Origin of the sequence: Ancylobacter pratisalsi (genome assembly GCF_010669125.1) — a bacterium.
Taxonomy (GTDB): domain Bacteria; phylum Pseudomonadota; class Alphaproteobacteria; order Rhizobiales; family Xanthobacteraceae; genus Ancylobacter; species Ancylobacter pratisalsi.
Map to the genome: position 1 here is coordinate 3,321,949 of NZ_CP048630.1, position 18,090 is coordinate 3,340,038.

General features: G+C 63.1%; 21 protein-coding genes and 2 pseudogenes. 7 read left to right on the forward strand and 16 right to left on the reverse strand.

Annotated elements, in window-relative coordinates; genetic code table 11:
* The first annotated feature begins 9 nt into the window (after window positions 1–9).
* From G3A50_RS15575 to G3A50_RS15585, 3 genes are read left to right on the forward strand one after another with little or no spacing between them, the layout of a single operon-like run.
* Window positions 10–1,275: an acetoin dehydrogenase dihydrolipoyllysine-residue acetyltransferase subunit gene (locus G3A50_RS15575; RefSeq protein ID WP_163076117.1), complete on the forward strand. Its 1,266-nt coding sequence runs from the start codon at window positions 10–12 to the stop codon at window positions 1,273–1,275.
* A gap of 20 nt (window positions 1,276–1,295) precedes the next feature.
* On the forward strand, window positions 1,296–2,009 hold the full coding sequence (locus G3A50_RS15580; protein WP_163076118.1) for an SDR family oxidoreductase: 714 nt from the start codon (window positions 1,296–1,298) through the stop codon (window positions 2,007–2,009).
* A gap of 7 nt (window positions 2,010–2,016) precedes the next feature.
* Window positions 2,017–2,904 carry a hypothetical protein gene (locus tag G3A50_RS15585; protein ID WP_163076119.1) on the forward strand — a complete coding sequence of 296 codons (888 nt, stop codon included), beginning with the start codon at window positions 2,017–2,019 and terminating at the stop codon, window positions 2,902–2,904.
* A 72-nt stretch (window positions 2,905–2,976) separates the two neighbouring features.
* On the opposite strand, the gene G3A50_RS15590 is transcribed toward G3A50_RS15585, so the two are convergent.
* From G3A50_RS15590 to G3A50_RS15600, 3 genes are all read right to left on the reverse strand, one after another.
* The gene (locus G3A50_RS15590) at window positions 2,977–3,501 is read right to left on the reverse strand and encodes a hypothetical protein (protein WP_163076120.1); all 525 of its coding nucleotides are present in this window, start codon (window positions 3,499–3,501) and stop codon (window positions 2,977–2,979) included.
* Between the two features lie 128 nt (window positions 3,502–3,629).
* On the reverse strand, window positions 3,630–4,019 hold the full coding sequence (locus G3A50_RS15595) for a Rid family hydrolase (RefSeq protein ID WP_163076121.1): 390 nt from the start codon (window positions 4,017–4,019) through the stop codon (window positions 3,630–3,632).
* Window positions 4,020–4,079: 60 nt separating this feature from the next.
* Window positions 4,080–4,862 carry an SDR family NAD(P)-dependent oxidoreductase gene (locus tag G3A50_RS15600; RefSeq protein WP_163076122.1) on the reverse strand — a complete coding sequence of 261 codons (783 nt, stop codon included), beginning with the start codon at window positions 4,860–4,862 and terminating at the stop codon, window positions 4,080–4,082.
* Window positions 4,863–5,152: 290 nt separating this feature from the next.
* Between G3A50_RS15600 and G3A50_RS15605 the strand changes: the two genes are divergently transcribed.
* The 4 genes from G3A50_RS15605 to G3A50_RS15620 all read left to right on the forward strand — a co-directional run bounded on the left by G3A50_RS15605 (window position 5,153) and on the right by G3A50_RS15620 (window position 8,221).
* A complete protein-coding gene (locus G3A50_RS15605) occupies window positions 5,153–6,004 on the forward strand; it encodes a substrate-binding periplasmic protein (protein ID WP_163076123.1) in 852 nt (283 codons plus the stop codon).
* A gap of 71 nt (window positions 6,005–6,075) precedes the next feature.
* Entirely contained in the window at window positions 6,076–6,852 is a 777-nt protein-coding gene (locus G3A50_RS15610) for an amino acid ABC transporter ATP-binding protein (protein WP_163076124.1), read from the forward strand.
* A gap of 12 nt (window positions 6,853–6,864) precedes the next feature.
* Entirely contained in the window at window positions 6,865–7,536 is a 672-nt protein-coding gene (locus G3A50_RS15615) for an amino acid ABC transporter permease (RefSeq protein WP_163076125.1), read from the forward strand.
* Between the two features lie 13 nt (window positions 7,537–7,549).
* The gene (locus G3A50_RS15620; RefSeq protein ID WP_163076126.1) at window positions 7,550–8,221 is read left to right on the forward strand and encodes an amino acid ABC transporter permease; all 672 of its coding nucleotides are present in this window, start codon (window positions 7,550–7,552) and stop codon (window positions 8,219–8,221) included.
* Here the strand turns inward: G3A50_RS15620 and G3A50_RS15625 are convergent.
* From G3A50_RS15625 to G3A50_RS15685, 13 genes and pseudogenes are all read right to left on the reverse strand, one after another.
* Window positions 8,203–8,554: pseudogene (locus G3A50_RS15625) on the reverse strand (transposase); the annotation flags it as partial. The gene G3A50_RS15620 and the pseudogene G3A50_RS15625 sit on opposite strands and share 19 nt — an antisense overlap.
* A gap of 88 nt (window positions 8,555–8,642) precedes the next feature.
* Window positions 8,643–8,810 (reverse strand): annotated as a pseudogene (locus tag G3A50_RS15630) (transposase); the annotation flags it as partial.
* A 186-nt stretch (window positions 8,811–8,996) separates the two neighbouring features.
* A complete protein-coding gene (locus tag G3A50_RS15635) occupies window positions 8,997–9,506 on the reverse strand; it encodes an MgtC/SapB family protein (protein ID WP_163076127.1) in 510 nt (169 codons plus the stop codon).
* Between the two features lie 44 nt (window positions 9,507–9,550).
* Entirely contained in the window at window positions 9,551–11,140 is a 1,590-nt protein-coding gene (locus tag G3A50_RS15640; protein WP_170308672.1) for a DUF1254 domain-containing protein, read from the reverse strand.
* 481 nt (window positions 11,141–11,621) lie between these two features.
* Entirely contained in the window at window positions 11,622–11,891 is a 270-nt protein-coding gene (locus G3A50_RS15645; protein WP_163076128.1) for a DUF2188 domain-containing protein, read from the reverse strand.
* Between the two features lie 297 nt (window positions 11,892–12,188).
* Entirely contained in the window at window positions 12,189–12,638 is a 450-nt protein-coding gene (locus G3A50_RS15650; RefSeq protein WP_163076129.1) for a type II 3-dehydroquinate dehydratase, read from the reverse strand.
* A 25-nt stretch (window positions 12,639–12,663) separates the two neighbouring features.
* A complete protein-coding gene (locus tag G3A50_RS15655; RefSeq protein ID WP_163076130.1) occupies window positions 12,664–13,284 on the reverse strand; it encodes a glutathione S-transferase in 621 nt (206 codons plus the stop codon).
* Complete coding sequence (locus G3A50_RS15660; RefSeq protein ID WP_163076131.1) at window positions 13,281–13,706, reverse strand: GlcG/HbpS family heme-binding protein; 426 nt, start codon at window positions 13,704–13,706, stop codon at window positions 13,281–13,283. The genes G3A50_RS15655 and G3A50_RS15660 overlap by 4 nt, the downstream gene beginning before the upstream one ends.
* A gap of 6 nt (window positions 13,707–13,712) precedes the next feature.
* Complete coding sequence (locus G3A50_RS15665) at window positions 13,713–14,390, reverse strand: DUF1028 domain-containing protein (RefSeq protein WP_163076132.1); 678 nt, start codon at window positions 14,388–14,390, stop codon at window positions 13,713–13,715.
* Window positions 14,391–14,404: 14 nt separating this feature from the next.
* Window positions 14,405–14,827 carry a RidA family protein gene (locus G3A50_RS15670; protein ID WP_163076133.1) on the reverse strand — a complete coding sequence of 141 codons (423 nt, stop codon included), beginning with the start codon at window positions 14,825–14,827 and terminating at the stop codon, window positions 14,405–14,407.
* A 20-nt stretch (window positions 14,828–14,847) separates the two neighbouring features.
* Window positions 14,848–16,062, reverse strand: coding sequence for an acetylornithine deacetylase (argE, locus tag G3A50_RS15675; protein ID WP_210255150.1), 1,215 nt, complete (start codon window positions 16,060–16,062; stop codon window positions 14,848–14,850).
* Window positions 16,063–16,082: 20 nt separating this feature from the next.
* On the reverse strand, window positions 16,083–16,574 hold the full coding sequence (locus G3A50_RS15680; RefSeq protein WP_163076135.1) for a flavin reductase family protein: 492 nt from the start codon (window positions 16,572–16,574) through the stop codon (window positions 16,083–16,085).
* Complete coding sequence (locus tag G3A50_RS15685) at window positions 16,571–18,025, reverse strand: 4-hydroxyphenylacetate 3-hydroxylase family protein (RefSeq protein ID WP_163076136.1); 1,455 nt, start codon at window positions 18,023–18,025, stop codon at window positions 16,571–16,573. Before G3A50_RS15685 ends, G3A50_RS15680 begins: the two co-directional genes overlap by 4 nt.
* Between the last annotated feature and the right edge of the window lie 65 nt (window positions 18,026–18,090).

Consider the following 18,090-nt stretch of genomic DNA (forward strand, 5'->3'; position numbering starts at 1 on the left):
GGTCTTGCCGTGACCGATATCACTGTCGTCGGCGCTGGCGGCGAATACATGGAATCCGTCGTCGTGGTCTCCTGGCACAAGAATCCCGGCGACAGCGTCTCGGCGGGCGAACTTGTCGTCACCGTGGAGACGGCGAAGGCGGCCACCGAGATCGAGGCCCCCGTTTCCGGCATTCTCACCGAGATCCGGGCGCAGATCGGCGAGGAAGTGGCGATCGGCATGGTGCTCGGCACCATTCGCGATGGAGCGGCGGAGAGCGCGGCAGCGCCCAAGGCTGCCCCTGCCGTGATCGCTCCTGTACCGCCGTCTGTCCTGCCCGTGGCGTCCCCCGTCGCCACTTTGGGACCGGCACGGGTGACCGCTTCGCCGCTTGCCCGGCGCATCGCCGCGCAACGAGGGGTCGACCTGTCGGCGATCACTCCTTCCAGCCCTTCGGGCCGCATCAAGCTGCGCGATATCGACGCCTTCACCCATGCGCACCCGGCTCCCGCCGCTGCGCCGAGCCTAGCTGCCGGCGGGGTCAGCCTTACCCGTCGCGGGATCGGCACCGGCACGCCCTTCGTGTTTCTGCATGGCTTCGGCGCCGACGGTTTCTCGTGGCAGCCCTTACTCGCGATGCTCGGTGCCGGTCACGCCGCCATGCTGGTAGACCTGCCCGGTCACGGCCGTTCGCCGGCGAACGCCGGAGCCGCGAGCTTTGAAGACCTCGCCGCCGCTGTTGGGCAGGCGCTCGCTGAGGCCGGCATCGAGGAGTGCCATCTTGTCGGCCATTCGCTCGGCGGCGGCGTCGCCATCGCGCTCGCGGAAACCGGCCGCGTTAACGCGCGCTCGCTCACGTTGATCGCGCCGGCGGGGCTGGGGCCGGAGATCGACGGGGATTTCCTCGACGGCTTCTGCCGCGCCACCCGGGTGGAAAGCCTGAAGCCCTGGCTGCTGCGGCTGTTTTCAGATCCCTCCATTGTGTCGACCGGCTATGTCCAGGCAACGCTGAAGGCGCGCGGCGACGAGCTTCGGCGGGCGCAGGCCGATCTCGCCGCCAGGCTGTTCCCGGACGGCACGCAGGCGGGGGAGATGCGCGCGACTCTGCGCCGGATCGCGGTGCCACAGAAGATCATCTGGGGCAAATGTGACCGCATCATCCCGATGCGCCACGCTCTGGGCGCGGGCCCCGAAGCAGCCATCCATCTGCTGCCCAATGTCGGCCACATGCCTCATGTCGAGGCCCCGGCCACAGTGGCGCGGCTGATCCTACAAAACGCCTGCAGCGCCGGCTGAACCGGGGGGCAGGGGGCGACATGCAACCGACGGCGATCGTGACAGGCGCGACAGGCGGCATCGGTCGCGTCATCGTCGCGCAGCTCGCGCAGGCGGGCTATACGGTGCTCGCTCTCGGCACCAATGCGGACGCCCTCGCCGACCTCGCCAGACGGACCGGATGCTCTAGCCGCACGCTCGACATCCGCAACGCGCAAGCGGTGGTGGCGGCGTTGGCGGATGAGAAAGCCGACGTGCTGATCCACAGCGCCGGCATTCTCGGCCCGCAGATTCCGCTCCACGAAACTCCCGCCGATGTTGCGGAGTCACTCGTCGCGATCAATATTCTCGGCACCGTCAACCTGCTGCGGGCGGTGGTGCCGACCATGAAGGCGGCCGATGCCGGCACCATCGTGCTTCTGGGCTCGATCTGCGGCACGGCTCCCGGCACCGGGCCGGCGCTCTACAGCGCCACCAAGGCCGCCATGCACGCCATGTCGGCTAATCTGCGAGTGGACCTGCGCGACAGCCATATCCGCGTCACCGAAATCCTGCTCGGCCGGGTGCAGACCGGCATTCACGACCAACTTGGCGCCGACGAAGAATTCTATGACGGCTATGAGTGCCTCACTCCCGCCAATGTGGCCGCCACCATCCTGCATGTGTTGAGTAGCCCGGCCCTCGTCGATCTCAGCACCATCGAAATGCTGCCGACGCGGCAGGTTGTCGGCGGTGCGCTCTTCTCCAAAGGATAATAGTCACATGCCTTCGCTCACTTTTACGCTGGACGGGGTCGCGCACGAGATCGAGCTCTTTCCCGACCTCGCGCCGGTGACGATCGGCAAGGTGATCGCCAACCTGCCGGCGACACTCGACATCCACTGCGCCAAGATCGCGGGGCAGCATATCTTCTGGCACGCGCCTGTCGTGGCCGACATCGAGAAGCCGGCGGACATCCTCACCCTTCCGGCCGGCACCTTCCTTTATTGGCCGGAACGCCAGTTCCTGGAGCTGATCTATGGCGATCTGCAGGCCGAGAAGGCACAGGTCTCTGTCCTCGGGCGGCTGACGGGCGATATTGGCTGGCTGAAGGATTTCGGCTGCCGCGTGGTCGAGAACCACGGCCAGGAGCCGTTGCTGGCGGAGCTCAGCGCCAATGAGGACGCGCTCGCCCTCGCTCTGCCGGAAAAGCCCTTCACCGCGCCGGGGCTGATCGCCCTGCGCACGGCGCGCAAGGCGATGTGGCAGGCCCCGCCGGAGGAGATGTTTGGGCTGCTGCGCCGGCCGGGCATGATGATCCCCTATGGCCCGCTCGCTATGGCGGAAGGCGAACTGCGTAAGCTGCACGAACTGATCTGGCGCCTACGCAGCGCCGCCTATGGCATCGGCACCGGCGAGCGTGCCCGCGTGCTGGCTTTCCTCATCGATGCCTTCAACGCCCGGATCGACGGCTTCTGCGCCTTGCACGCGACGGGCAAGGTGCTCGACGACGCCAAGACGCTGCTAAGTGTGCCGGACGACATCGACGATGTGATCGAGGAACTGGTGCTGTTCACCGGACGCGCCGCCGCGTGGCTCGACACGTTCATTCCCTGGAACGTCCTCAACGAGGTGACTCGGGCAGCCCTTGCACGGCAGAATCTGCGCTGAGCCCACCCGCTTCTGCCGAGCGAGAACGGGCGCCTCCTCGCGGGGGCACCCGTTTCCTACAGCGGTGTAGGTTCAACTGAGGCCGAAATAGATCCGCTCGACGCGGTTCAGCACCCCGGAGGGCTCGTTGGCATAGTCGCGGATCACCGGCTCGTTTCCGTCGATCTCGACGAAAAGCCGCCATTTGCGGTCCGAGGTGTTCAACCCGCAGGCCGGGAACATCATGTGATGGTGCCAGCGCGTGCCCGCCTTCGCCGCCCGCTCAATGGTGGCGAGTAGGGCCTCGTCCTCATCCGACAGGTTGGCCCCGGTCGGCTTGTCGGCGAGGGCGTCCGCGCCGTGTAGCAGAGGCAGGAGCTGCTTGTTCACCGCCGTCGGCTTGTCGTCGTAGAAGGCGCAGAGAGCTCGCTTCGCATCGGTCAGCTCCAGCAGGAAGGTGTAGGCGCCGGGCTTCGGGCTGAAGGTGCAACTGGGCGCCAGCACATGAAAGTGCCAGGCCTGCTTGCTCTCATGTGCGGTGGTCGCCGCCGCGACGATGCCGGCCTCGTCCACGACCTCGAAACTCAAGGGCAGGCCTGAATGGCAGCTCTGACACATGGGGAATCTCTGTCCGTTCTAGAGCCGTTCGGTGAACTCCCGTTCACCGGAAATGCTCTATCCATTTGTTTTCACAAATTTTCTTTACGTGAATCGGAGCCGACTTCGCTCGAAAATGCTCTAGCTGGTCATCCACAGCCAATGACGGCCGTCGCCGAGATCTCGACCAGCACGCCCGGAACCGGGAAGGCTACCACGAGCGCGGCATTGGTCGGCAGCACATCCGCGAAGATCACGCCGAGTTCCGGGCCAACCTCCTTGAAGACTTCCGGCGCCGTCACATAGGTGGTGATCTGCACAATGTCCTTCAGCGAGCCGCCAGCGGCCGCCAGCGGAAGCTCGAAGTTCTTAATGATCTGGCGCACCTGACCGACCACATCCTCGGGCATCTTGCCGGCGGCATAGTCCATGCCGATGGTGCCGGAAATGTACAGCGTTTCCCCGACCTTCACGGCGCGGGAATAGCCGTAGAGCTTCTCGAACTGAGAGCCGGAGGAAATATTCTGACGCTTTACCATGGGGTCTCCATCACGAATGGGGCCTTCATGCGAGGGCCTGGCGAAAGACGTGTCGAACGATCAGGCGCCCGCCTTGGGCGCCATGAGGAAGCCGTTGGCGAGCCAGCCGCCATCGACGGCGAGGTGATGCCCGGTGGTCATGCCCGCCTCGTCGCTGACGAGGAAGCCGCAGGCGGCGGCGACCTCTTCCGGCTCGGCGATGCGGCGCAGGGGCGTGCGCCGAGAGACGGCATCGACGTCATAGATACCGCGGTCGATCAGCCCCTGGACCATGGGTGTGCGGGTGCCGGTGGGCACCACGCTGTTGACTCGGATGCCGAGCGGGCCCCACTCCACGGCGAGCGAATTGGTGAGATTGACGACCCCGCCCTTGGACGCACAATAGGCGGTGCGGCCCGGGGCGCCCTGAAAGCCGTAGACCGAGCTGATATTGACGATGGAGCCGCTGCCGGCCTGCGCCATGTGCCGTGCCGCCGCCTGGCAGACGATCCAGGTCCCGATGAGGTTGACCTCGATCACCTCGCGGAAAATGCCGATCCGCGCCTCCAGCGCCGGCTCGACCACCACCATGCCGGCCGAGTTCACCACCGCGTCGATGCTGCCATAGGTCGCGACCATCGCCTCGACCACGCCGGCTATCCCGGCCTCGTCGGTAACGGAGACCGTGTGGCTCAGCGCCTCGGTGCCCGGCGGCAGCGTGCCAAGCGTGGCCGCCAGCGCCTCGGCGTCGATATCAACAAGACACAGGCGCGCGCCCTCGCCCGCGAAGAAGCGGGCCGCCGCCATGCCGATTCCATTTCCGGCGCCCGTGATGAGAACCCGCCGACCCGTATGACGCTGCATGTTCGCCTCCAATTATTATATAACAAATGACATAACTTCAGAGAGGGGCAAGGGAAAAGGTACACTCCATCCGCCCTGCGCGCACACGGAGTCGATTAGAATTTTGGAAAAAATACGTAAAATCAAACAGTTGAAAACATAAACGAAAGCGACGTTCGCGTCTGTCAAATCTCCATTTGACAGGGGGTTTCAGATTTATACGATATAACAAAAAGCAGCTACGAACCTGATTGTCCGCTTGGGGCGGACATCATGCGTGCATATCGGCTTCCGCAAAGGGGAAATACAAAATGACTTTAGCTCGCGTTTGGAAGAAGTTTGCAAGGCTCTGCACGCACGGCATCGGCGCGGGCGCTCTCGGCCTTGTGGTTGTCGCCGGACTGTCGGCCGCACCGGCCCATGCCGACGGCTACTGGTCGGAAGTGCAGAAGCGCGGCACTTTGCGCTGTGCCTCCGCCATCTCGCCGCCTTATGTCATGAAGGACCTTAAGACCGGCGAATATGGCGGAGCCTATCTCGACCTGTGCAAGCAGTTCGCCGAGGTGCTCAAGGTGAAGGTCGAGTTCGTCGACACCACCTGGGACAACATCGTCGCCGGCCTGCAGGCCGGTAAGTGGGACATGTCACCCGCGCTCAACCGCACCCCGGCCCGCGCCCTCGTCATCAATTACAGTGGTATCGCCGGCTATGACGAGATGAACTTCGCCTATCTTCTGGCGAGCGAAAAGACCAAGAATCCGGCCGCCGATCTCTCCACCTTCGACGTGCCCGGCATGCGCATCGGCGTGATGTCCGGTTCGGCCCAGGACCACAAGGTGACCGAGCGCTTCAAGAAGGCACAGATCGTCCGCCTGCCGGACGCCAACGGCCTCAATCTGGCGCTGCTCTCCGGCCGCGTCGACGTGGCGGGCGCGGACTCGACCACCAACCTGCTGTTGCAGACCGCCAATTCGGAAAAGGTAGGCCTGCTCGAAGCTCACCCCGCACTGATGAAGCAGGGTATCTCCTTCGGCCTGCCGCCGCAGTTGACCTATCATGACATCCAGGTGCTCAACATCTTCCTGGAAGAGAAGGTGTCCCTCGGTGCGGTCGATGCCTCGCTCAAGCACTGGAGCGAAGTGTACCTCGCCGGAGCTAAGTGAGCTGACGATTTCCGGAGCGGACGGCGCCGGGTGGTGCCGTCCGCCTCTCAATGTGAGTAAGAGGGGTCGGCATGTCATCTAGCTTCCTGAACGTGCAAGGGCTGCGCAAGTCGTTCGGCGGACATCTGATCGTTCTCGATGACATCAACTTTCAGATGGAAGCCGGTGAGCGTGTCGTCGTCATCGGGCCCAGCGGCAGCGGTAAGAGCACGCTGCTGCGCTGCGTGATGGGCCTGGAGAAGATCGATCGCGGCCGCATCGAGCTCGAAGGCGCGCGCTACATCGAGGCCAACCCCAAGTCCAAGAAAGACAATTTCGTCGACATCCCGGTCCGCAACAAGGTTGGGATGGTGTTTCAGCACTACACGCTATTCCCGCATCTCACCGTGCTCGGCAACCTTATTCTCGCGCCGATGCGGGCCCGCGGCGAAAGTCGTTCGAGCGCGACGGAACGGGCCATGCAGCTGCTGGCCCGCCTTGGCCTCGAGAGCAAGGCCGGCGCCTTCCCCGGCATGCTGTCGGGCGGCCAGAAGCAGCGCGTCGCCATTGCCCGCGCCTTGCTGCTCGATCCCAAGATCATGCTGTTCGACGAGGTGACCTCGGCTCTCGACCCCGAACTCGTCACCGAGGTGGAAGGGGTGATGCTCGAACTCGCCGAGCAAAAGATGTCAATGATGATCGTCACCCACGACATGTGGTTCGCCAAACGCATCGCTACCCGGGTGATCTTCTCCGCCGATGGCCGGATCGTCGAGGACGCACCCCCCTCGAAGATGTTCACCAACCCCTCCGAGCCGCGCACCGCGGATTTCCTGAAAAAGGTTCTTCACGTCGAGACCATTTCCTGAGGAGTGGAGACGATGGGTCGTTATTCCTGGGACTTCTCGGTCATCACGGCAAACTGGGACCCGCTGATGGCGGGGCTTGCGGTCACGCTCCAGCTCACCGCGGTCTGCGCCGTCATCGGTCTGGTCGGCGGCTTTCTCGTCTGCCAGATGGTGATGAGCCGCATTGCGCCGCTGCGCTGGCTCGCGATCGGCTTCATCGAGCTGTTTCGCTGCACCCCCGCGCTGGTCCAGATCATCTGGATCTTCTACTGCGTGCCGTATTTCTTCGGCGTTTTCTATGATCCGTTCTACATGGCCATCCTGGCGTTGGGCATGAACATCACGGCCTTCAACGCCGAGGCATACCGCGCCGCCATCCAGTCCATTCCCGCCTCGCATTACGATGCCTGCACGGCGCTCGGCCTGTCTCCGCTGAAGAAGACGATCTATGTGATCCTGCCGCAGGCGGTGCTGATGGCGATCCCGGTGTTGCTCACCAATACGATCGGCCTGCTGCAGCAGACGTCTCTGGTGGCGATCGTGGCCATTGCCGACCTCATGTATGAGGGCAAGACGCTGGCCACCCAGACCTACCGCCCGATCGAGATCTACACCACAGTCGCCTTCATCTACTTCGCGCTCTCGCTCCCTCTTTCGCAGGTCGTGGGCCTGTGCGAGCGGCGCCTGCGCTCGCGCCTAGCGTGAGGGGAAGGACGACATGAACATCACTGCCGCTCTCGGCTTCCTCTGGGACTATCGCCTCGCGCTGTCCATCGGCCTCGGTAACACGCTGTATTTCACCGCGCTCGGCCTCGCCTTCGGTCTCACTCTCGGCTTCCTTGTCAGCGTGGTGCGCCAGGCCGGTCATCCGGTGCTTCAGGTGATTGCCACGACCTATGTGGAGATCTTCCGCGGCACGCCGGTGCTGATCCAGCTATTCTGGTTCTTCTTCTGCCTGCCGGCGATCCTGGGCATGGAACTCGGCAACGTGTTCTCCACCGTGCTGACCCTCTCGCTCTATATGGGTGCCATTTCCAGCGAGAGCTTTCGCGCGGCGCTCAAATCCATCGGCGCCGAGCAGCGCGATGCCTGCGTTGCCCTCGGCCTGCCAGCGCGGGTGAGCGTGCCTTATGTGATCCTGCCCCAGACCGTTCTGCGCGCCGTCCCCACGCTGCTGTCCAATTGCGTGACCCTGTTCAAGGAAAGCGCGCTGGTCTCCGCCGTCGGCATGGCTGACCTGATGTATCAAGGCCAGATGATTGCCGATTCGACCGCACGGCCAATCGAGATCCTCACGGCTACGGCATTGATCTATTTCATCATCGCCTTCTCGGTGACGCGGATCGTCTCCTTCTACGAGCGGGGCTATCTCGCCCGCATGCGGCTGTAGACACTCTTTTCCAGTCTCAGATCGGCCACGGCCTCCTTCAGGGCCTGCGCTTCACGACGCAGGTCCTCGACCTCGTTGCACGTCGCCGCCCGTGCCGTATCGCCGGCCAGCCGACGCTTGCCGGCATCGAGAATCTCTTTTGACCAGCCATCATACATCGACGAGGCGAAGCCCTCGCGCCGGCACAGCTCGGCGATGCCCTCCTCGCGGCGCACGCCTTCCAGCACGATGCGGATCCTCATCTTCGGCGGAAAACTGCCGGCGGGTGGTTCGCCTGATGTCCTTCACGATCAGCTCTGCCGGCGCTTTCTCCGGCCCGGACTTCTGGCTCATCTGCGTTCCATAATGGTTGCGATGATCCAGAAATCCTCCCTTCCAGAAAACTCCTAAACGGTCTCAAGGGCGCTGAAGGCGGACAGTTCAACTTCCGGTCGTGGGAGACTTCCGTGCCGCCGTACTTCCATCGCCAAGTGTAGAACGTCTCGTCGCTGATGCCGTGCTTCCGGTAGAGATCCGCGACAGGCATCCCAGCCTGATGCTTCTTCACAATGCCGATGATCTGCTTTTCGCTGAATCTGCTCTTTCGCATCGTCCGTCTCCCGTCGACGGATTCCAGTTCAGAACGAGGACCTCCCCCAGGGGGCAAGGTCAAAACTTGACCGCCACCTGACCCGAGGCCACCCTCGGCCTGGGGCACTTCTCAGTGGAAATCAACAGCCCTTCGCCCGCTCCAGCCTTTCTGCCACTTGCAGGTTCGGCGGCGACGTGAGCCGGGTCAGGGCGTGTTCTCCGATATCCCAGAAGAGCTCGCCTCCTTCGGCTGTTTCTTGGAGCGCGCTTCCAGGGTGCGTTCCAGGGGGAGCACGGCGGCGAGGAGCAGCAGGGTGACAAGCAAGGCCGACAAAATGAGGTGCCAGCTGGCGAGGGCGCAGGCGACGCCAAGGGCTGCCGTCACCCACACTGTCGCTGCCGTGGTGAGCCCATGTACTTCCAGCGGATGACGGCGACGCAGCACGACGCCGGCTCCAAGGAAGCCTATGCCGGTCATCACGCCTTGTATGATGCCCTGAACGACGCGGCTTGTGGCATCGGGGTGACCCGCGATTCCATCCACGCGCATCGCCGTGAGCGAAATCAGCGCTGCGCCCATGCTCACCAGGCCGAGCGTGCGCATGCCTGTCGGCTTGCCGCGCAGGTCGCGGTTGAGACCGATCAGCATGCCGCAGGCCACAGCCACGACCAGGCGCAGTACAGCTTCCAGATCGTGGGGGGAAATGATCTCCATCAGCCTAGCACTCGTCCTCATTCCAGCTGGCCACTAGGCTCGCGTTATCGTTTGACCAGTTCGATTTCGCTCGGTCGCCAGCTTTTGTCGAAGAACGGCTCAAGCGGACTATAGAGGCGCAGAATCGTGAACCATCCTTTGCCAGGCACCGTTTGTATCCAGTTGCCCGGTTTGACACCCTCAGGCTGCTCGGGTCCGAAATAGATCACTGTCGAGCCGTCCGCTTCGGCCTCCGCCGCCGGTGTCGGATAGCTTTGGCTACCCGCACGGGGGAAACGCTGCGGTGTGTCGAGCATGGACCGGGTCATGTTGTCATAGACCGTGATGGACCAGAAGTTCGCCTCTGGGATGCCTTTGGGCAGACTCACCTTGTAGGTTTTCGCGCCATCGAAATGGTTTTTCTCGGCATCGAGCGTGGCAAGCAGATATTGCGAGCCTATCCCGGTCAGACGCATGGCCATGGCTGGCGTGATGCCGGTGACGCCGTAGAAGAAGTTGGTGCGCGCATCCATGGTGCGGTAGCCGGTCGGCGGGAAGGGCTTGGCTCCCTCGCGCGTGATCATCGGAATCGGCGTTTCGAACGCGTAGCCGGTCTGAAACAGGTAATTGAACCACGCTGAGCCAGGATAATAGAACCAGCTGGCCTCGCGTGGGCTGACGAACAGAGTGCGCGCGGAAGCGTTGGCGATCGCGAGCGCGTCCGTCATGATCCTCTTCATGCGGGCGTCAGGCGCGAAGGGCTTGCCTTTCACGACGCCGATGGCGGCGATGGGCCCCATCAGTTCGGCGTCGAGTGCTATGGCCGGCTCCTGCTGGACGACCTCGTTCAACGCCTCGAAAAAGGTCCAGTCATTGGGCGGGATGGTGTTCATCACCTTGCCGCTGCCCTCGTGGAACACCGTCGCGGGCGGCTCGGATGTCTGCGTGAGACGGGCCTCGCCGTTAAGGAATTCAGCGATGGGGGTGCCAACGCCGCCAGGCTGGTAGGGATAGACCTTTGTAAATTCCCTGATCGTCCTGACGACCGGCTTTGGATCGCTCCCATCCTTCAAGAAGGAACGGCCGAACCACACGATATGGTTCGTAAGCGCGTGCGCCATGTAGTACCCGCCCTGCGGCAGGGTGCCGGTGTAGCCGGGGGGCACGATGAGATACCGGCCGCCGGTTCCACGATCAGGCCCGGGAAGCCCGAGGTCGATCACCCAGCGAAACCAGGCGTCCTGTACCGCGCCCAGAAAGTCGGGCGGTGTTTCCAGCACCATCGGCCCGTTGGTAAGGTCGATGGATCCCATGACATAGATCGTATCGGCGTTCGCGGTCAGGAACAGCGACTTGGAATCCATCAGCTCGGAGAAGACAAGAACCTCGTTGTCCTTGACGCCGATGCTCTCCATGCCCCTGCGCAGGGCCAGGATGCTCACGCCGCTCATGTTGTCCATGAAAGCGCGATACGCATAGGTAAAGTCGATGTTGTCGTAAAGCCTTGACTGCGTCGCCGCGCTGGGGACGCCGTCGGCGAATTCGAGTGTGCCGAGATGGGTCTCGATGGTGTCAGGCGTTGAAATCGAAGAGGGAATGGTACTGGTCTGGCCGAAGGCGTGCCTGACGTCCAATCTCACCCCGGCCAGGATCATGATCCCGCAAAAGCCGGCGCCCAACATATGCCGGAATCGAAAGGGCATGGCTGACACTCCTTTGTTTCCTCTTATGGAAGGCGTGTTCCGCCTCTCGTTCTTGTCGACATGGCCTTCGGGTTGGAGTTGCGGGAACATCTGTGTTGTGACGGCAGGTGGTCGTCGCGCGCTCAGGAGAGTCCCCCGCTGCCGATGAAGATCAAGCATCGCTCGCCCAACCTATCACCTCTTCGTAGGTAAAATAGCACTCTTCACGGAAGGCATACGGCTATTGAGATCATGGTCTCATCGGCGCGGGGAACCAAAGGGAAAGAGGCGGTTCAAAGCGCAAGAGACGACATCGGCTGCCAATTGAGCGCCGATGTCGCTTCGTGGCCGGTCCGACACGATGCGGAGCCTCATATCCGGGGAAGCTGATCAAGCGCCTTAAGGGGTGAGGGGCCAATCTCATCCTCGGGGCCGTTGCTTTCGGGCTTTCCAATCAGGGGGTCTTTGGCGCCGCTGTTTCCGCAGTGTCGTCGATCTCGGCATCCGGCCGATCGGTGCCCTGAGCGGTCTCTTCGTGCCAATGGCCGTCACTGTCCTGGAACAGAATGGGCCGCGTTTCGCCCGAGATCGTCTGTCTCGCCGCGGCCTCTCGCGCGGCGCGTAGCGCGCCCTCGTGTGTCGCATGGGTTTCGGAGAATACATCGCCGAGCTTGTAGGCCCAGCCACCATCGTGCTGGACAATTTCATAGCGGATATGGGTCATTTCGATCCTCCTATACCCTGAACCCCCGGCGCTTGGAGGCGGTTCCTAGGGGAACGCGCGGCATCCGTGTCCGGTGTCGATCCCGTGGGCGTCGCAGACCAACACACCGCAGACTGGTGCATGCTTCAAGCATGATCTCAACCCGGCCGCACACATTCGTGCACGCCCGCGCTGCGCCGCCTTGCCGTGGCGCACGGGGGAGAGTGATCGAGGCCTCGCATGGGAATGCTGGTCAGTGGCCGAATGATTCGGCGAGGGGGAGACCGGTACCTGAACTGCGCGGCTTTCCGGCCTCTCTCAGCTGCTCTTCAGGCGCGCGATCAGTGCCGCGACGGCCATTTCATAGCCTTCCGGGCCGAGGCCAATGATGCAACCCGTGACTACGCTTGAAAGCGGGGAATAATGCCGGAAGTTCTCGCGCTTGAAGACGTTGCTCACATGGACCTGGATCGCCGGCAGGGCGGCAGCGGACAGCGCATCGAGAATGGCGATCGAGCTGTAGGAGAGGCTCCCGGCGTTGATGATAATGCCGTCTGCCTCTGTTCGGGCGGCCTGGAGCCAATCAACCAGAACGCCTTCGTGATTGGACTGGCGGAACTCCAGGGTCGCGCCAAGATTCGCTGCGCATGCCCGACAGCGTTCGGAAATGTCGTCGATCGTAAGCGTCCCATACGGGCCATTGGGATCGAGGCCATAGAGATTTGTATTGGGGCCATTGAGTACGACGATACGGATGGGCGCGCTCATGCTTCTCGGTTCCGGAAATGCGGGATCAGGCGACGCGTTCGCGCGGGCGCGTGGCGACCATTGAGTGGAGTTCGTCGAAGGCTTCGAACCAGGCTGTGGCCGAGGGGCGACCTGTACGCCAGTTCAGATCGGCATAGCGGAAGTCGAGATAGCCCAGTGCACAGCCGATCGTGATCGATCCGATCGTCACGCTGGCGTCGAAGGTCGATACGATCGTCTCGATGTGGTCGAGCGCGCCGCTCACTTTGGCAAGCTGGGCATCGGTCCAGCCCTGCCAGCGCTTTTCCACGGGACGCATCACCGTCTCATAGCGATTGGCGATGGCTGCATCGAGCAAGCCGTCTCCCAGCGCCTGCTGGGTGAGCGCCGACCATCGGGCAGGGCCGGCAGTCGGGAAGATCCTGGTGTCACCCACGCTCGCAGCCAGATACTCGCAGATCACCGGGCTGTCATAGATGGTCGAGCCGTCATCGAGGATCAGCGCGGGAATCTTCCCGAGCGGGTTCTGTTCAACGAGGGCAGGGTCCCGCTGGAGGGGACTTGCCGCGTTGAACTCGATGTCTATCCGCTCCGCAAGGCCGGTCTCGATCGCAACGACCATAACCTTCCGTACGAAGGGGGAGGTGGGTGCGTGAAGCAGCTTCATGGCATTTGATCCTCGGCGCCGATGGCGGCCAGCCCGGCTCGCGCGACTTCGATGTCCTGCGCCCCGGTGCCCGAGCCGACGCCGATGCCGCCGAGGCACTGACCCTCGATGAGGATGGGCAGGCCGCCCACGAGATTGGTCAGGCGCTGGCCGGCGGCGAGCTGCAGGTTCACCGCGTCCGCCGGATTGAGCCGGCCGCTGGGCTGGCGGTGCGAGGCGGCGGTGATCGCCTTGGACAGCGAGGTCTCGCGCGACAGCAGCTTGGCACCGTCCATGCGCACAAAGGCGAGAAGATTGCCGCCCTCGTCCACGATGTTGATGTTCTGCGGCACGCCGAGTTCCTTCGCCTTGGCGAGGGCGCCCGCGAGCATGGTCAGCGCGCCTTCATGGGTCAGCTTGAGCGAGGGGCGGGTGGCGGACATGGCGCCTCACTCGTCGCCGGGAACGCCATAGGACGGTGCGGTGGACGGATCCAGCGCTCGCGTCACATAGGCTTCCATCTGTGGAACCCAGAGCTTCCAGAGGGTCTCGAACTCGTCCATCACGTCGCCTTCCGACCAGTCGATCCGCAGGTCAGCGACCGGCCAGGCCACCTTGTCGACGAGCAGCATTCCCACCGAATGCACGGGACCTTCCTCACCACCCGCTGCTACCGCTGCCTTCATCGCGGCTACAAGCCGGTCGCCGAGAGAGGCGTCGGGCATCGACAGGAAGCTGTCGACCATCGCCTGCGGCACCTTGTCGGAGGACAAAAGGTTACCAGCCGCCGCGACGTTCGGAGCCTGAGCAATGGTGTGGGTTCCGAGGGTCTTTATGCCCGAGTGGCCGGTGGAGGTGCCTGTCTTGTCCAGCACCACCACCTGCCGGTAGTCGAAATGCGAGGCTTCGGCCTTGAAGCGGGCAATCACTTCTTCCGAGGTGAGGCACTTTGCCAGGAGATCGAGCCCCTTGGGGCCGAGGGTCGGGTCGGTGATGTTCTGCGTTGCCACCACCCCCACGCCGGCGCGGGCATGGGCGCAGCGTGCCGCGACGGCCGGTGAGGACGACGAGACCGCGATGCCGAACATGCCGGTGCGTTCACACCGGGCGGAAATGGAGAAGGTCACGCAGCGTCTCCCGCTCAGGCTTCGTCAGGGATGACAGCTGTTACTTCGATTTCGACCACCCATTCCGGGCGGGCGAGGGCGGGCACGACAAGGCCGGTGGAGCAGGGGAACACACCCTTCAGCCACTTGCCCATCTCCTGGTAGACGGCCTCGCGGTAGCGGATGTCGGTGATGTAGACCACGATGCGGCAGATGTGGCTCATGTCGCTGCCGGCCTCTTCGAGCAGCATCTTGATGTTCTGCATGGCCTTTTCGGTCTGTTTGCCGGGATCGCCGGCATACAGGCTTTCGCGTGTATCGAGATCCTGGGCGATCTGGCCGCGAAGGAAGACCATGGTCCCGCGTGCGACCACACCCTGGCTGAGGTCATTGTTCAGCTTCTGCTCAGGGTAGGTTTCCTTGGTATTGAAGGGACGAATACGCTTGTGCACGACCATGTCGAAAGCCTCGTTGGGGACTAGAAGAGTGGATCGGTGGGGTTGTCGCCAAGGGCCTCGGCGAGCTTGAGCATCAGGGCATCCGCGCTGGCGAGTTCGTCCAGTCCCACCCATTCGTCAGGTTTGTGGGCGCGGTCGATATTGCCAGGGCCACACACCAGTGTCGGGATGCCGGCTTCGAAATAGAGCCCGGCCTCGGTACCGTAGGCGAGCGTGACCGGTCCCTCATTTGAGCCGAGGAGCCGAGAGAGACGCGCCGCAGCCACAAGGTCGGCCGGCGTGTCGAGACCGGGATAGTCGCTGATTGGTTCAACCCTGATATCGGCCACTGAGGCCTGCGCCTTAAGGTCCGCGCGCACCTCGTCGACGAGCGCGGCGATCCTGGCCTTGATCGCAGCTACGTCCACACCGGGGATCGTGCGCACTTCATATTCAAGCACGGCCAGGTCCGGCACGAAATTCAAGGCTCCGCCGCCATGAAGCGAGCCGACATGAACGGTCGTGAATGGGGGATCGAACGCATCATTGGTGGCGCTGGTCAGCTCGGCGCCTATCGCCTCCAGCCCACATGCGAGGCGTGCCGCCGCTGTCACCGCATTGGCTGCGAGATGGGGCAGGGCTGAGTGCCCGCCCTTGCCGGTGACGACCAACCGGTTCGCGAACTTGCCCTTGTGCGCGCGGCCGACCTTGAGGGAGGTCGGCTCGCCGACAAGACACAAGGCGGGCGGCACGCGAAGCGCCGCCGTCGCCGCGACGAGGTCCGGCGCCCCGGCGCAGCCGAGTTCCTCATCATAAGAAAAGCAGAGGTGGACCGGACGCCCGGTGGCGCAGCGCACAAAGGCCGGCACCGCTGCGAGCACCACGGCGAGGAAGCCCTTCATGTCCGAGGAGCCGCGCCCGAAGAGTTTCCCCTCGCGTATGGTCGCGGTGAAAGGGGCGCTCGACCAGTTCTGTCCCTCGACGGGAACGACATCGGTATGGGCTGAAAGGGCAAGCCCCGGCCTGTGGCTCGGGCCAATGGTGGCAAGAAGCGAGGCTTTGTCGCCTCCCGCATTGGGAATGAGCCGGCTCTCGACGTCATGGCGCGACAGATAGTCCGCGATGTAGCCGATTATCGGCAGATTCGAGCGGGAGCTTACGGAGTCAAAGGCGATGAGATCGGAGAGGATATCGAGCGTATGGGAAGACGTCAGCACCCCACCGCCGTCTTCGACAGGCCGCATATTGTCTTTCATGCTTTCCGCTCGCATAGACCTCAGGCCGCGTGCAGTCGGCGATAGCTGCGATCGGAATAGACCAGCGGATCTATGCCGTGGGTTTCCAGCGCCATCACTTCACCCGCGATAATGCTGTGCGTGCCGAACTCGAAGACGCTCGCGATTCGACAATCGAAGCGGCACAGCGCTCCCTGTAGCAGCGGCGCTCCCGTGTGCAAATGGTCCCATGTCCCGGCGGCAAAGCGATCGTCGCGCAACTCGGGGATAAGTCCGGCGAAGCTGTCGGCCACGCGCTGCTGACCCTGTGCCAGAATATTGGCGGCGAAGACTCCATTGCCGAGCAGCACCGGGAGGCTGCGGCTCCCCCGGTGCAAGCAGAACAGCACCGAGGGAGGTTCCATCGAGAGCGAACACAGGCTCGATACGGTCACCCCGACACGACCATGCTCGCCATCGCTGGTCACAACCGTGACCCCGGATGCGGTACGGCCCATGGCCTGGCGGAAATGAGCCGGATCGATCGTGTTCATTTGCCTTTTCCCATCACCTGGTCGGAAAGACCGGCTGCCTGGCGCACGAAGTCCAGCGGACCGGAGAAGTCGAAGGAGTTGTAGACCGCGTTCAGATGGTTGAAATGCGGGGCTTGGGCAAACTGCACGAATGTCAGCCGGTGGCCGGCATAGTCCGAGTTGAGCAGGTCGCGGGCGAACGCCAGTAGCTTGCGGCGATCTTCCGCCTCCCACTGCTTGTTCAGCGTGTAGAACTTCTTCAGCCAGTCGCCCGAGCCGGCATTGTGGAACGAGGAGGCATTCGGGGTGACGCAGATCTGGCCGCCGCACAGTTCACGCGCGATATGCATCATCGCCGGCAGGTTTGCACAGGCGTGGACGCGGCCGGCATAGAGCAGCGACTGGTTGGGCATGAGAAGACCACCGGGGCTCTTCTCCGCGAGCGCGATCGAGGCGGTCAGATGGGCGTTGATGCCCTCTCGGTAGCACACGAGGTCCGCGAGCTTCTCGCGCACCGCCTGCAGCTTGTCGAGACCGGTCTGTTTGGCGTTCCACATCGCCGCGCCGATCATCATGTCGGCGACGTAGAGCAGGCGATGCACATAGGGAAACGCCGAATAGCGGTGCAGTGTGGCGCGAATGTACTGGGCCGCCTTGGTATGCCGGTAGAAGAACACGTTTTCCCAGGGGATCAGCACGTTGTCGAAGATCACCAGAGATTCGACCTCGTCGAACTTGTTCGCCAGCGGGTAGTCTTCCGGGCTGGTGCGGCCGGCGAAGGAGGAGCGGCAGATCTGCTTCACGCCCGGCGCGCCCATATCGACGATGCCGCCCACCGCGTAATCGGAAAGCGTTTCGTTGGTCCAGGCGCCGACCGTGGGCTTGAGGAAGGCCTGGTCGGCATAGGCTGCGGCGGTCTCGTACTTGGCGCCGCGGATGATGATGCCCGCGTCGGTCTCCTTGACGACATGGACCATCATGTCGGGATCCTGATCCTGGGGCGGAAGGGAACGGTCGCCCTTGGGATCGGTGTTCGCCGAAATGTGGAAGATGTCGTTTTCGAAGATGTTCTGGACGTGCCTGTCGACATTGTCGGCGAAGCGGGGGTCAAACTCCGCCAGAACGTCACGTCCGTCGATGAGAGACCAGACTTCTCCGATCGTCTCGTCACCGACGCGGGTTACAACGCCGCCGATGTCCTTCATCACTGCGTCGACCGCCTCGACCTTGTCGGTCCAGTCCTTGGTCTCGCGGGGCGGCTTATAGAAAATGGTGTTGCGCTTGTTGTCCTCGACGTAGGTCAGGCGATCCTGATACGCCGCTTCATGCGCCATGTCGTACATCCGGGCCCGGACATCGACGATCGGCTTGAAAGCCGCGTGCTTGGTGACATCTTTCACCCGCTCGCCGTCAATCCAGACCTCGCGGCCGTCCTGAAGCCCCTCGCGATACTGTTCGCCCGTACGGATCATTGCTGCTTCCTTTTTCCTGCGAGGAAATATTGCGCTGAGCGAATGGATCGGTAAAATATTTTCGA

Coding starts and splice junctions, on each gene's coding strand:
- G3A50_RS15590 (WP_163076120.1), bottom strand. CDS start 3,501: ATGTGTCAGAGCTGCCATTCAGGCCTGCCCTTGAGTTTCGAGGTCGTG.
- G3A50_RS15605 (WP_163076123.1), top strand. CDS start 5,153: ATGACTTTAGCTCGCGTTTGGAAGAAGTTTGCAAGGCTCTGCACGCAC.
- G3A50_RS15615 (WP_163076125.1), top strand. CDS start 6,865: ATGGGTCGTTATTCCTGGGACTTCTCGGTCATCACGGCAAACTGGGAC.
- G3A50_RS15585 (WP_163076119.1), top strand. CDS start 2,017: ATGCCTTCGCTCACTTTTACGCTGGACGGGGTCGCGCACGAGATCGAG.
- G3A50_RS15685 (WP_163076136.1), bottom strand. CDS start 18,025: ATGATCCGTACGGGCGAACAGTATCGCGAGGGGCTTCAGGACGGCCGC.
- G3A50_RS15670 (WP_163076133.1), bottom strand. CDS start 14,827: ATGGTCGTGCACAAGCGTATTCGTCCCTTCAATACCAAGGAAACCTAC.
- argE (WP_210255150.1), bottom strand. CDS start 16,062: ATGAAAGACAATATGCGGCCTGTCGAAGACGGCGGTGGGGTGCTGACG.
- G3A50_RS15645 (WP_163076128.1), bottom strand. CDS start 11,891: ATGACCCATATCCGCTATGAAATTGTCCAGCACGATGGTGGCTGGGCC.
- G3A50_RS15640 (WP_170308672.1), bottom strand. CDS start 11,140: ATGATCCTGGCCGGGGTGAGATTGGACGTCAGGCACGCCTTCGGCCAG.
- G3A50_RS15655 (WP_163076130.1), bottom strand. CDS start 13,284: ATGAAGCTGCTTCACGCACCCACCTCCCCCTTCGTACGGAAGGTTATG.
- G3A50_RS15635 (WP_163076127.1), bottom strand. CDS start 9,506: ATGGAGATCATTTCCCCCCACGATCTGGAAGCTGTACTGCGCCTGGTC.
- G3A50_RS15600 (WP_163076122.1), bottom strand. CDS start 4,862: ATGCAGCGTCATACGGGTCGGCGGGTTCTCATCACGGGCGCCGGAAAT.
- G3A50_RS15595 (WP_163076121.1), bottom strand. CDS start 4,019: ATGGTAAAGCGTCAGAATATTTCCTCCGGCTCTCAGTTCGAGAAGCTC.
- G3A50_RS15580 (WP_163076118.1), top strand. CDS start 1,296: ATGCAACCGACGGCGATCGTGACAGGCGCGACAGGCGGCATCGGTCGC.
- G3A50_RS15650 (WP_163076129.1), bottom strand. CDS start 12,638: ATGAGCGCGCCCATCCGTATCGTCGTACTCAATGGCCCCAATACAAAT.
- G3A50_RS15610 (WP_163076124.1), top strand. CDS start 6,076: ATGTCATCTAGCTTCCTGAACGTGCAAGGGCTGCGCAAGTCGTTCGGC.
- G3A50_RS15680 (WP_163076135.1), bottom strand. CDS start 16,574: ATGAACACGATCGATCCGGCTCATTTCCGCCAGGCCATGGGCCGTACC.
- G3A50_RS15660 (WP_163076131.1), bottom strand. CDS start 13,706: ATGTCCGCCACCCGCCCCTCGCTCAAGCTGACCCATGAAGGCGCGCTG.
- G3A50_RS15620 (WP_163076126.1), top strand. CDS start 7,550: ATGAACATCACTGCCGCTCTCGGCTTCCTCTGGGACTATCGCCTCGCG.